General features: G+C 68.2%; 13 protein-coding genes. 7 read left to right on the top strand and 6 right to left on the bottom strand.

The window, feature by feature from the left end; translation table 11 throughout:
- Positions 1 to 10: 10 nt before the first annotated feature.
- The 3 genes from QT386_RS05455 to QT386_RS05445 are packed head-to-tail and all read left to right on the top strand — an operon-like array spanning position 11 to position 2,746.
- Complete coding sequence (locus QT386_RS05455) at positions 11 to 1,612, top strand: alkaline phosphatase family protein (protein ID WP_289272730.1); 1,602 nt, start codon at positions 11 to 13, stop codon at positions 1,610 to 1,612.
- Positions 1,609 to 2,409: a CatB-related O-acetyltransferase gene (locus QT386_RS05450; protein ID WP_289272729.1), complete on the top strand. Its 801-nt coding sequence runs from the start codon at positions 1,609 to 1,611 to the stop codon at positions 2,407 to 2,409. The genes QT386_RS05455 and QT386_RS05450 overlap by 4 nt, the downstream gene beginning before the upstream one ends.
- A 52-nt stretch (positions 2,410 to 2,461) precedes the next feature.
- The gene (locus QT386_RS05445) at positions 2,462 to 2,746 is read left to right on the top strand and encodes an acyl carrier protein (protein ID WP_289272728.1); all 285 of its coding nucleotides are present in this window, start codon (positions 2,462 to 2,464) and stop codon (positions 2,744 to 2,746) included.
- 24 nt (positions 2,747 to 2,770) lie between these two features.
- On the opposite strand, the gene QT386_RS05440 is transcribed toward QT386_RS05445, so the two are convergent.
- Positions 2,771 to 3,592 carry a cyclopropane-fatty-acyl-phospholipid synthase family protein gene (locus QT386_RS05440; protein WP_289272727.1) on the bottom strand — a complete coding sequence of 274 codons (822 nt, stop codon included), beginning with the start codon at positions 3,590 to 3,592 and terminating at the stop codon, positions 2,771 to 2,773.
- A gap of 83 nt (positions 3,593 to 3,675) precedes the next feature.
- On the opposite strand from QT386_RS05440, the gene QT386_RS05435 reads away from it, so the two are divergent.
- From QT386_RS05435 to QT386_RS05425, 3 genes are read left to right on the top strand one after another with little or no spacing between them, the layout of a single operon-like run.
- Positions 3,676 to 4,509 carry an alpha/beta fold hydrolase gene (locus QT386_RS05435; RefSeq protein ID WP_289272726.1) on the top strand — a complete coding sequence of 278 codons (834 nt, stop codon included), beginning with the start codon at positions 3,676 to 3,678 and terminating at the stop codon, positions 4,507 to 4,509.
- 17 nt (positions 4,510 to 4,526) lie between these two features.
- Positions 4,527 to 6,821, top strand: a complete 2,295-nt coding sequence (locus QT386_RS05430) for a CoA transferase (protein ID WP_289272725.1) — start codon at positions 4,527 to 4,529, stop codon at positions 6,819 to 6,821.
- 48 nt (positions 6,822 to 6,869) lie between these two features.
- A complete protein-coding gene (locus QT386_RS05425; RefSeq protein WP_289272724.1) occupies positions 6,870 to 7,778 on the top strand; it encodes a PHB depolymerase family esterase in 909 nt (302 codons plus the stop codon).
- 84 nt (positions 7,779 to 7,862) lie between these two features.
- Here the strand turns inward: QT386_RS05425 and QT386_RS05420 are convergent, their stop codons facing one another.
- From QT386_RS05420 to QT386_RS05400, 5 genes are all read right to left on the bottom strand, one after another.
- The gene (locus tag QT386_RS05420; RefSeq protein WP_289272723.1) at positions 7,863 to 8,402 is read right to left on the bottom strand and encodes a hypothetical protein; all 540 of its coding nucleotides are present in this window, start codon (positions 8,400 to 8,402) and stop codon (positions 7,863 to 7,865) included.
- 88 nt (positions 8,403 to 8,490) lie between these two features.
- Positions 8,491 to 10,008, bottom strand: coding sequence for a PA domain-containing protein (locus tag QT386_RS05415; RefSeq protein WP_289272722.1), 1,518 nt, complete (start codon positions 10,006 to 10,008; stop codon positions 8,491 to 8,493).
- 40 nt (positions 10,009 to 10,048) lie between these two features.
- Entirely contained in the window at positions 10,049 to 10,519 is a 471-nt protein-coding gene (locus QT386_RS05410; protein WP_289272721.1) for a MaoC family dehydratase, read from the bottom strand.
- A 212-nt stretch (positions 10,520 to 10,731) separates the two neighbouring features.
- Positions 10,732 to 11,436, bottom strand: a complete 705-nt coding sequence (locus QT386_RS05405; protein ID WP_289272720.1) for a hypothetical protein — start codon at positions 11,434 to 11,436, stop codon at positions 10,732 to 10,734.
- 69 nt (positions 11,437 to 11,505) lie between these two features.
- Entirely contained in the window at positions 11,506 to 11,721 is a 216-nt protein-coding gene (locus QT386_RS05400) for a hypothetical protein (protein WP_289272719.1), read from the bottom strand.
- A 61-nt stretch (positions 11,722 to 11,782) separates the two neighbouring features.
- On the opposite strand from QT386_RS05400, the gene QT386_RS05395 reads away from it, so the two are divergent.
- The gene (locus tag QT386_RS05395) at positions 11,783 to 12,295 is read left to right on the top strand and encodes a hypothetical protein (RefSeq protein WP_289272718.1); all 513 of its coding nucleotides are present in this window, start codon (positions 11,783 to 11,785) and stop codon (positions 12,293 to 12,295) included.
- Positions 12,296 to 12,313 lie beyond the last annotated feature (18 nt).

Below are 12,313 nucleotides of genomic sequence, written 5' to 3'. Positions count from 1 at the left end.
AGACACGATCATGACGACGACCCTGTTCATTGGCCTCGATGGCTGCACCTTCACCGTGCTGGATGAAATGACCCGCGACCTGCCGGGAGAAGGCGTGACCATGCCCTTCCTGGCCTCGCTGATGAAGAAGGGCGTGCGCGCCAAGCTGCGCTCCACGCCCAACCCGCTGACCCCGCCGGCCTGGACCAGCATCATGACCGGCAAGGGCCCGGGTGAGCACGGCGTGTTCGAGTTCATCCGCGCCGAAGACCATGGCGCCGAGGTCTACTGGACGCTGTACGACGCGCGTGACGTCGACGCCGAGACGATCTGGTCGATCGCCTCGCGCAAGGACAAGAAGATCGCCGCGCTGAACTTCCCGCTGACCGCGCCGGCACCGGAGGGCATCAACGGCTCGATCGTGCCGGGCTTCATCCCCGCCAAGCACCTGCGCCGCAACACGCATCCGCGCGAGCTGTTCGAGCGCATCAAGACCGACGTGCCGGGCTTCGATCCCAAGGAACTGGCCTGGGACTTCGACAAGGAAAAGCAGGCCATGGAATCGCTCTCGGCCACCGAGACCGCCAAGTGGGTGCGCTACCACCTGCCGCGCGAGGAACAGTGGTTCAAGGTTGCCGAGTACATCCTCGGCAGCGACAAGCCGGACCTGATGGCGGTGATGTTCGACGGCACCGACAAGATCCAGCACCAGGCCTGGCCCTGGCTGGACAAGGACCTGCTGCCCAAGGACCCGCAGGGCCATGACAAGGAGATGCGCGAGGTCTGCCTCGAGTACTTCAACAACCTCGACGGCTACATCGAGAAGCTGGTGACCATGGCCGGCCCGGACACGCAGGTGTTCTTCGCCTCCGACCACGGCTTCACCGCCAGCAACTTCGTGCTGCGCATCAACACCTTCCTGGGCGAGAAGGGCTATCTCACCTGGGGTAAGAACGACGGTAGCGAGCAGGCCGTGCGCCGCGATGCCTCCGACTTCGCCAACCTCGACTGGTCCAAGACCCTGGCCTACTGCCAGACGCCGTCGTCCAACGGCATCGTCATCCGCGTGGCCGAGAAGCCGGGCGATGCCGGCATCAGGCCCGAGGACTACGAGTCCTTCCGCGAGAAGCTGATCGCCGACCTCTACACCATCACCGATCCCAAGACCGGCAAGCCGGTGGTGATCGACGTGCTCAAGCGCGAGGACTGGTTCGCCGGCCAGCACATGAAGCGCGCGCCAGACCTGACCCTGGTGCTGAGCGACCACGGCTTCGTCTCCATCCGCAACTTCGAGCCGGTGGTGGCCCACCGCCCCGCCGCGATCGGCACGCATCACCCGGATGGCATCTTCATGGCCTGCGGCCCCGGCATCGCCGCCAGCGGCATGGTCGACCGCCGCCTGATCGTGGACGTGGCCCCGACCCTGCTGCACAGCCTGGGCCTGCCGATCCCGGCGGACTTCGAGGGCAAGCCGGCCGAGACTTTCTTCGAGGCCGAATGGCTCGCTGCGCACCCGATCAAGAAGGGCGCCCGCACCAAGCCGCCCGCCAAGAAGGAACTCAAGGAAGAGATGGACCAGGGCGAGAAGCAGCAGATCATCGAACAGCTGCAGATGCTGGGCTACATGGAGTGAGTGCTGAAGCCGCCAAGCCCGCCGACGAAGGAACCCTGACGTCGGAGCAGTTGCTCGATCTCGGCATGGAAGCCATGGGGGCCACTGGCCTCTATGGGGTGATCGACTTCGAGCGGCCGAGCTACCTGTTCGCGCCGCGGCGGATCAAGAACTGCAGCTTCGGCGCGTTCACCTACGTCAACGGCATGTACACCAGCAGCCTGTACGATACCCGCGTGGGGCGTTACTGCTCCATCGCGGAGGCCGCCATCGTCGGGCCCTACGAGCACCCGACCGACGGCCTGTCGACGCACACCTTCGCCTTCTGCTCGCCGGAGGACTTTCCGCCCTTCGCCGTGTTCCAGGACTTCAAGGACCTGACCACGGTGTCCAAGCGCGATGTCAACCGCGAGTTCACCGAGATCGGCCACGACGTCTGGATCGGTGCCGGCGCCTTCATCAAGCGCGGCGTGAAGATCGGCGACGGTGCCGTGGTGGCGGCGCATGCCCTGGTCACGCGCGACGTGCCGCCCTACTCCATCGTGGTCGGCCAGCCGGCCAAGGTCGCCCGCCTGCGCTTCGACGAGAAGACCGTCGAGCGCCTGCTGAAGCTGCAGTGGTGGCGCTACAATCTGGCACCACACAAGAACGAGCTGGACTACAGCCGCATCGAAGCCTCGCTGGACGGCCTGGAGCAACGCCTCGCGGACGGCAAGCTGGATCTGCTGCAACCCGAGGCCTGGCGCCTGCACAAGGTTCGCTACAAGGTCCGCTTCCGCCCCGAGCGCCTGCCGCAGCCCCTGTACACCTGGCCCTGATTCCCCGCCGGGAATACGGGTCATTCATCCTTACGACAATACGCCACGAGCCATGAGCAACTCCGACGTCTACGTCACCAAGCTGATCACGCTGCTGAAGGATTTCACCCAGGACTGGGACAACGAATTCGACGGTGAAATGGACCGTAGCAGCAAGCTGCTGGGCGATCTCAGCTTCGAATCCATCGACATCATCCAGCTGATCGTGGCGATCCAGGAAGACATCGTCGGCGGCAAGCTGCCATTCGAGAAGCTGCTGATGAAGGACGGCCGCTACGTCGACGACCTGTCCATCGGCCAGATCGCCGACTTCCTGGCCGCGAACATTCCGGGCTGAGCACCAGCCATGCCGGCGGCGCAGTCAGGCCTTGCGCGCCACCACCAGCACGTAGTCCTCGCCTGCGGCCACCAGGCCGCGCAGGCGCGCCACCGACCGGCTCACCTCGGCCGCGCGCTCGCCCTGCAACTGCAGCCCGGCACGCTCGAAGGCGTCGATGAATGGAATGCGCGTCCAGTCCACGATCGATTCGATGCGCAGGGCCGTGAAGCCCGCCACCCGCAAATGCGCGGCGTAGACGTCGGCGTCGTAGGCGTTGTCACGATTGTCGAGGCACACCCCGGTGCCCACCGCCGTCGCCCCCTGCAGATAGGCCGAGGGATCCACCCCGCGCCGCGGGATCAGGTCGGTCAGCGCGAGCGTGCCGCCCGGGCGCAGCACGCGCGCCGCCTCGCGCAGGAAATCCGCGCGGGTATCGAAATGGAAGGCGCACTCCACCGACAGCAGCTTGTCGAAGCTGGCATCCTCGAATTCCATCCGCGTGGCGTCGCCCAGGCGCAGGTCGATGCGCTCGGCGAAGCCCTGCTCCCGCACATAGCCCCGACCGTATTCGAGGCGCAGCGCGGTGACGTCGATACCGACGATGGACGCGGGCTGGAAATGCCGCAGGCAGGCCACCGCGCCGGCACCGTAGCCGCAGCCGACATCGAGCACCCGGTCTTGCGCAGAAAGCCCCGCGGCGGACGCCACCAGCAGCGTCAGCGCCTCGGCCGCCTGCTCCATGCTCATGTCCGGGCGCGTCCAGTAGCCGTAATTGGCAAAGGGCTGCTTGCCGAACAGCTCGCCCCGCTGCTCGTGACGTCGCGTGTAGTGCCGCGCCACGTCCTGTGTATGCGTCGTCTGCATGACTTCCTGTCCGCGTTGAATCCCGAGTCTCATCCCGGCTTCACGTTGGTTTCGTGAAGAACGCCTGCTCACCGGAATCCCAATTGACCACCCGACCCAAACTGGCGCATCAGCAATTCGGTAGCGGTCCCGACGTCGTGCTAGTCCACGGCCTGGCTGCCAATCGCGCGTTCTGGTACCCCCTGGCGACGGCCTTGTCGTCGCAGTACCGCGTCACAATCTATGACCTGCGCGGGCACGGCTACAGCGAACGACCGACCAGCGGCTATACGGCAGCCGACCAAGGGCAGGACCTGCTGCACCTGATGGACGAACTGGCCCTGGAAGAGGCCGCCGTCATCGGTCACAGCTACGGTGGTGCCGCCGCGCTCGAAGCCGTGCTGCTGCAGCCGCAGCGCTTCAGCCACCTGGCCCTGATGGACACCCGCATCCAGCGCCTGCAGTCGGAACTGCGCCTGCACGACGTGGGCCAGCTCACCGCCTTCGAACAGGCCGCCGCCCGCCAGGACGGCGGCGACTGGGCCAGCGAGCCAGAGGTCGGCTTCCGCTTCCTGGAAGTGGCGGCGCGCAACAAGGTCGCCGGCGTCGAACTGGACGCGGGTGGAGAGTTCGTTCCTTTCGGCGAGGGCCGCGGCGCTCTGCGCGCGGCCAAGCAATGGCTGGGCCTGCTCGACGACACCAGCCTGCGCCAGGACTTCCGGGTGCCCGGCGCCGAGGCCGAGGCCTATGCCTCGCTGCGCCAGCCGACGCTGCTGATGTACCCCAGCCATTCACGCTCGGGCGCCACGTCCAGCCGCCTGCAGGCACTGCTCCCTAATTCACGGCTGGTCAGCCTGCCCCAGGCCGGCCATTTCTTCCCGGTCACCCACCCGGCGCAGGTCCGCGCCGAGGTCGAGGCGCTGCTGCGCGCTTCGTAAACGCCACAGGAACGCACATGTCCAGCCTCGACCAGATCCGGGTGATCGAACTCAGCGGCCACGTCGCCGCCGCCTTCTGCGGCAAGCTGATGTCCGGCTTCGGCGCCGAGGTCCTGCACCTGCCCGCGCCGGCAACCCTGCCCGGCTTCGCGCTCGGCGCCGACGAGCAGGCCTGGTACCACACCGCCAAGCAGCGCCTGGCGCTGGACCCGGCGCTGGACCCGGAGACCTTTGCCGCCCTGGTCCGCGGCGCCGACGTGCTGCTCGACGGCTGGGGCCTGGGTGTACTGGCCGGCACCGGCTTCGACGCCGCGCGCCTGCGCGCGCTGAACCCGGCCCTGGTGCTGGTGCAGGTCACGCCCTTCGGGCAGGACGGCCCCCAGGCCGCCTGGAAGGCCAGCGACCTGACGCTCTATGGACTCTCCGGCCTGATGCAGAGCACCGGCAGCGGCGCCCGCGAGCCGCTCAACGCCCGCCCACGCATGGCCGAGCTCACCGCCGGCATGAACGCCTACTGCGCCGCCATCATCGGCCTGCTGCGCCGCGAGCGCGACGGCTGCGGCGCCACCGTGGACCTGTCGATCCGCGAAGCCGCGATGGAGAACTATGAGGCGGCCATCGCCGAGTTCCTCAACATCGGCAAGGTCGCGCGCCGCAACGGCGACGAGCACAACATGGTGCCCTGGCGCACCTATCCCTGCGCCGACGGCGAGGCCGCCATCATCGGCGGCCCCATCCGCCACTGGCTGCGCGCCGCCCCCTTGTTCGAAGCGCCGGAGTTGCTGTCGGAAAAGCTGCAGACCATGGGCGGGCGCATGGCCAACCGGGCCGAGACGCAGGACCTGATGCGCCCCTTCCTGGCGCGCCACGGCAAGCGCGAGCTGTTCCACATGGGACAGAAGCACCGTCTGGCCTGGTCCTACCTCGCCAGCATGCCCGAAGCCCTGGCCGAGCCGGTGCATGCCGCCCGGCAGTTCTTCATCGAGCAGCCCCGGCCTGACGGCCAGCCGGCGACGATGCCGGGGGCACCCTTCCTGCCCGGCAAGGCGCACTGGAGCAACCGCCCCGCCCCGTCGAAAGCCACGGTCGCCCCGGGCTGGGAGCCGCGCCGCGCCACCGCCGCCAAGCACGGCGCCGCCCCCCTGGCCGGCCTGCGCGTGCTGGACTTCACTCATGACTGGGCCGGCCCGCATGCCGCCCGCTTCTTCGCCGACTACGGCGCCGAGGTCATCAAGATCGAATACCCGCAACGCCTCGACGGCATGCGCGGCGGCTACGTTGGCAAGGTCAACGAGCACCCGCGCTTCTGGCAACTGCATCGTGGCAAGAAGTCGGTGACCCTGGACCTCAAGCGCCCCGAGCACCGCGCCGTGCTGGACGAACTCGTGCGCGGCACCGACCTGATCCTGGAGAACTCCCGCGCCGGCATCATGGAAGCCAAGGGCTACGGCTACGAGCGTGTGCGCGAGCTGAACCCTGGCATCGTCATGGTCGCCATGTCCGCCTTCGGCGCCACTGGCCCTTACGCCAGCTACTGCGGCTACGGCGGCACCCTGGAGGCCATCAGCGGCCTGCAGTCGCTGACCGCCTACGACGAACAGAGCCCTGCCTACCGCGTGCGCGAGATGGACGTGATGAACGGCATCATGGGCATCTGCGCCGGCTTCACCGCGCTGTGGCAGCGTCAACGTGGCGGTGGCGGCCAGTGGATCGACCTCTCCGAATGCGAGACCACGGCCTGGTTCGTCGGCGAGTTCTTCGCCGAGGTGGCCCGCAGCGGCCGGCAGCCGCCCCCGGTCGGCAACCGCCATGCCGAGTACGCCCCGCAGGGCTGCTACGCCGGCCAGGGCCAGGACCGCTGGCTGCTGCTCAGCGTGCGCAACGACAGCGAATGGCAGGCATTGGCCGGCCTGCTGGGCGCAAGCGCGCAGGACGCGCGCTACGCCAGCGCCGAGGGCCGCCGCCGACACCATGACGCCATCGACGCCCTGATCGGCGCCTGGAGCGCCACGCGCAGCGTGGAGGCCGCCGCGGCCGAACTGCAGGCGGCCGGCGTGCCGGCCGGCTTCGTCGCCAGCTCCGCCGACCTGGCCGCCGACCCGCAGCTGGCCGCCCGCGTCTGGTTCCAGGACGCCGCCGGCACACCCCTGCCCGGCCTGCCGTTCCGGATCGACGGCTTCACGCCTCGTATTGCGCGGCGCGGCCCCGACCTGGGCGCGGACAACGCCGGATTCTTCGCCGCCGCCGGGGTCTCCGGGACCGAGCCCGACCTGTCACCGGAAGTTCTCGGCACCGCGTACGCTCTGTATTAAGCTTCGATCCGGTAGCGTCTGCCGTATCCACGAACAAGGAGCCGTTCCATGGTCGCCTCGCGCCTCTCCCGCCCGCTGCGCAGCCTGGGCATTGCCCTGCTCGCCGCGCTCGCCGCCTGCGGCACCAGCGGCGGCATCCCCTCCGCACAAGCCGCCGCCTCCCAGGAATACGAAATCAGCTTCCAGGGCGTGGACCGCAGCTATCGCCTCTACGTACCCGACGGCGGCGGCAACCAGCCCCGCCCGCTGATCGTCGCCCTGCACGGCGGTTTCGGCACCGGCAAGAACATGGAAGAACTGACCGGCCTGGACCTGGTTGGCGGCAATGCCGGCTTCGTCATCGCCTACCCGGACGGCGTGGGTCGCTCCTGGAACGCCGGCAGCTGCTGTGGCCCGGCGCTGAAGAAGAGCATCGACGACGTCGGCTTCCTCAAGGCCATGGTCGCCGACATCGGCCGTCGTACGCCGATCAACACCGAGCGCGTCTACGGCACCGGCTTCTCCAACGGCGCCATGATGGTGCACCGCGTGTCCTGCGAGGCGCCCGACCTGTTCAAGGCCATCGCCGCCGCCTCCGGCGGCATCATGGTGCAGAATTGCGCCGCGACGAAAAAAGGCATTGCCACCCTTCTGATCCAGGGCCGCGCCGATCCGCGCATTCCCTGGAACGGCGGCGATTTCGAGGGCAACTACCGCCCGCCGGTGCGCGACATCTTCACCCGCCTGGCCGGCCGCAACCAGTGCGCCGCCCAGGAATCGACCGACCAGGACGGCTCCGCCAGCTGCGTCACCCGCCGCGGCTGCGCCGGCGGCGCCGAGGTGAAGCTCTGCGGCATCGACGGCATGGGCCACCAGTGGGCCGGTGCCAAGGAACTGCTGCCGCGCCTGCTCGGCAAGGGCACCAACAACTACAACGCCTCGCAGAAGGTCGTGCAGTTCTTCCAGCAGCATCCGTAAGGCTTCAAGAGAAAAGCCCGGCTTCGCATGGCGAGGCCGGGCTTTTTCAATGTGCCGAGAAACGATCGATCGCGGTATCCGGCTTCAGCGCTGCTTGCGCACGTCGACGATCCGGTCACCCTGGGTATAGATGTCCAGGTCATAACTGCGGAACACCCAGCGCGTGCGGGCTCCGTCGGGCCCCTTCTCCGCGAACTGGGCTTCCGGCTCGGCATCGCAGAGCTGGCGGAAGGTCGAGAACACCGTGCCCGGCAGCTTCTCCGGCTTGCCACGCACGTTCAGGCAACGCAGGTAGCGCTCCGCCTGGGCCTTCTCCTCTTGCTGGTTCGCAGCGCTGCCGCCTTGGGAGGCGGTAGGCATGCAACGGGCGTCGCCATACGGATACCACTCGCCGTCACCACCCATGCAGCTGGGCCCGTTGATCTTGTTCCGGCCCTTGCCGTCGGCGGAGGTGCCCGCCGTGCAGGGATAGGCCTGGAATTCGATGGCCCCGCTGGGGGTCTTGCACTTGAAGACCTGGGCCGTCGCGTCCTGCGCCGGATGGAGCAGAGCAACTCCCAGCAGCAGGCCGGCGAGATTCCTGAACGACATCATCTGCAGCATCCCCCAATTACGGAACAGCAAGCGGCTTGGAATCCGCCCCCGCGAATCCCGCCGTGTTTCAATCCTGATCAAAGCCCCTGCCAGCCGGCAAGCCGGAAGCTATAAGCGGCTACTGCAGGCCCACCAGCGGCGCCGCGCAGCTCCAGTTCGGAGCGTCATAGCGCGCACCCAGCGCAGCCGCCACGGCATTGGCGGAGCGCAAGCCGTTGGCATTGGTCTCCAGCAGGCCCTGCACGGTATCGCGGAAGGCCACGGCCATCGGCCCCAGCGCGGCGGTGACGATCTGGCTCTCGTCGTCCTTCAGCGTATGGAAGTACTGGTTGGTGCCGTTCATGCCCACGCTGGGGATGCCCTTGGCATAGGGCCCCTGGTTCTCGCCCGGGGCGAGCACCGACGGCGGAAACTGGTAGAAGGGCTTGATCGCCGAACTGCTGAAGGCTGGGCGGGTGATCGCGCTGAGCATCGCGTTTTCCGACACCGACAGCGTGCGCACCTGCGACAGGCCGCCGGTGGCTTCGGGTTCGCCGCCCACGTCACGGTAGCCCTTGTAGACCAGGCCGGACCCCAGGTGCACATAGGCCACGGTCTGGTCCTTCTGGATGCAGGACATGAAGCGGTTCAGGCCGTAGGCATAGACCTGGTGGCCACCGGTGGCGACGAAGTAGAGCGAATATGGCAGCGGGCCTTCCTTCTGCGCCTTCTCGGCGAAGTATCGCGCCAGGTAGACCAGCATGCCCACGCCGGGCCCGCGCTCGCCCGCGCTGAGGAACCAGCCGTTGACCGGCGTGCCGACGACGATGATGTTGTCCGGGTCGCGACCCGGCAGCAGCGCGGCGACGTTGCTCTCGGTGCCGGAGGCGCTGTAGGCCGCGTCCACGATGATGCGGGCGCGCGCGCCCTGCTCGCGGATCGCGGCGGCGGCCTGCTTGCCGACGATCACGGTGGGCAAGGTTCCCAGGCCGTAGGTCGGCAAGTCGCGGTTCTGCGCGGCGATCTCGTTGCCCGGCGCATCGGTGGCCACGATGGCGCCGATGGCGCCACGCTCGGCCAGGGTCTTCAGCACATCCTGCGCGCTGCCGGATTCGCCGTTGAGCACCAGGGTGATGCGCAGCAGCGCGATCTTGCCCTGCAGGTTCTTGCCCAGCAGGTCCAGCGCGCCGCCCTTGTTGACGTAGACAATCTCGCCGGACACGCCCTCGGCGGGCGTGGTGCCCTGGAAGTACCAGGGGAAGGCCGGCACCGGCGTCTTGCGGCCGTCAGCAGCCTCCACCTCCAGCCCGTAGCCGCGCAGCTGGAACACCGGGAAGCCGAAGTTCTGGCGCTGCACCGCGGTCAGCCCCGGGATGGCGCGGAACTGCCCCTCGGCCCAGTCGTAGACCGCCTCGGACAGGTTGCTGCCGGCGCGGGCGCCGCGCTCGCACTTGGCCAGCAGCGAGGTGCCGAAGCATTCGTTGAAGCGGGAGGAGCCGCGGATCACTTCGAGATAGGACTGCATCGCGGCCTCGGTCTCGACCCCGGGCTCACCCACCGGGCCACCGACCACCGAGGAGGAGCCGCCTCCCCCACCGCCACAGGCGCAGAGTAGGGCCGCAAACAGCACTACCGCAGGCTTGGCACGCGAAAGCATCCGCAATCTCCTCGTTATGGGCGGCCGCGCCGCCGGCCGCTCAGCGGCACAGCAGCACGACAATATCCGCCAGCAAGGCCGGGTCTTTCTCGCCCTCCACCTCCAGCGCGCAGGCGGAAATGGTCAGCAGGCGGTCCGGTCCGTTGGGCGTCACCGCGGCCAGTTTAACGCGGACACGGATGCGGCTGCCCACCCTCACCACGCTCTTGAAACGCACGTTGTTGATGCCGGCGTTCAAGGCCAGGGTGGTGCCCTCCGGCATCAGCTTGAGATCGTTCATCAACTGCGCCAGCAGCGACAGCGTCAGGAAGCCATGGGCGATGGGCACGCCATAGGGGCTCTCGCGGGCGCAGCGTTCCGGATCGGTATGGATCCACTGGTCGTCGCCGGTGCAGTGGGCAAACTCGTCGATGCGCCATTGCTCGAGGGTCATCCACTCGCTGACACCCAATTCCTGACCCAGGAAGGCGGGTATGCGATCGAAGCGGTAATCGACGAGCTTATGACTCATGAACGGTTCTTTGCGTCGGGGCGTCCTGCCCCGCCAGGGAATCTTGTTGGTTGCACCGTGCCTGCCGTGGATGGGTCAGACATCTTTGGACGCCGGAGCCTACCAGCCGTCCTTTACAGCAACCATACAAGCGGGGTGGGAGAATTTGCCTACGTCGATTCCGGAGCGGAAGGATCGCTTTCGGCCAGCGGCTAGTCTGCCCCCGGCTTCCGCTAGCGTGCGTACTGCCCGGCGATCCCCGACCAGGTCTTGCCCGCCTCCGCCAGCAGCAGCCCGACGGCCTCGCGCTCGGCTTCCAGGCGCTTGCGGTCCACGGTATCGCTGGAGTTCCAGATATTGGTCAGTTCGCTGGCCTTGGCGGTGGCCTCCGCCACGCCGTAGATGAAGCCGGTGCGCACGTCGATGAACAGGGCCGAGGCCGTGGCCGTCACATGGGCGTCCCGATCCGGCACGATCCCCAGGGAGATCGCCGTCAGCGGGCCATAGCCGCGCCCATTGATGCGGAAGGCCGTGTCCAGCGTATAGACCAAGAGCACGTCGGCCTGCAGCTTGGCGGCGGACAGCCGCAGGTCATCCAGCGACTTCAGGCTGGCGGGCAGCAACAAGCGGCTCACGGGCGCCACGCCCGCCACCGACGGCCAGCCGGAGAGGGCCTGCATCTGCCCGTCCGTCATCAGCTCCTGGGTGGTGACCACACTGAAGACCCCGGCGCCGTAGGCCTCCGCGGAATAGGACTTGTAGCCAGTGGCCTGCACCCGCGCCACCGCCAGGCGCGCCGGGAAGTTGGGCGAGGGCTTGCGTGCCGCGGCCTCCGCGATATCCGCACGGTCGATGTCCTGCAGCCGCACCGGGCCTCCGGGTGTCACGTAAGAGGCACAGCCGGACAGCAGCACCGCGGCCAGCAGCAGCACTCTCATCGTTCACCCCGTATCCGATCCCACCCGGATGCTGCCCCGGAATCCCGGGGGCCGGCAAGTACCTGGCCGTCAGGGTGCGGCGCTGCCCGCAGCGTCCTGCTGCGCCGCGCGGACCTCCGGATACGGCGTGCGCGCACGCTGCTGGCAATCCGCCCGCTCGCGCGGCTCCAGCTTGTTGCACTCCTGCGCGCGCAGTTCCGAGGTACTGTCGTAGACCTGCCGCGAGGAGCAGCCCGCAGCCGCCAGCGCCATCAACAGTCCCAGCCCGGTCATCCTGATGTTCATCGGCGTACACTCCCTTGCATGGTCACCGCCGACTGACACCGGCAAGTCCACGAGAGTTCGAATGGCAGGCTCCATCTTGCGCCCATTGCACCATACCTGGCTGCTTTCCCTGCTGCTGGTCGCCGCGCCCGCGAGCGCGCAGGTCTACCGCTGCGAAGTCCCGGGAAAGCCACCCACCTACCAGGACAAGCCCTGCGCCGGCCGCGGGGGCGGGCCGGTGGCGCTGCCGCCGCTGTCGGTGGTTCCGGCTCTGCGGGAGGCCGCGCCCACCGCACCGCCAGCCGAGGCCCCGGCTCCGGCTCCGGCCACCAAGCCGCCAGCCACCAATGCCGCGCTGCCACCCGCACCGACATCCGCCGAAGTCCGCACGGCCATCCAGGGCAACCGCGTGCTGCCCGGCATGAAGGCGGAGGAAGTCCTGGCGGCCGCCGGCAACCATACCGACCACAACACCGAGCAAGGCCTGGATGCGGATGGCCGCTACGAGCTGTGGGTGTTCTCGCGGCGCATGGAGAACTTCCCCTTCGTGGTAAAGCTGCGCAACGGCGTCGTGGTGGAGACGCGCGAGCGCTGAGGCGCGACGCTGCCGGAA

The sequence above is a fragment of the Solimonas sp. SE-A11 genome (assembly GCF_030345715.1).
Taxonomy (GTDB): domain Bacteria; phylum Pseudomonadota; class Gammaproteobacteria; order Nevskiales; family Nevskiaceae; genus Solimonas_A.
This window is presented reverse-complemented; position numbering and strand designations above follow the sequence as displayed.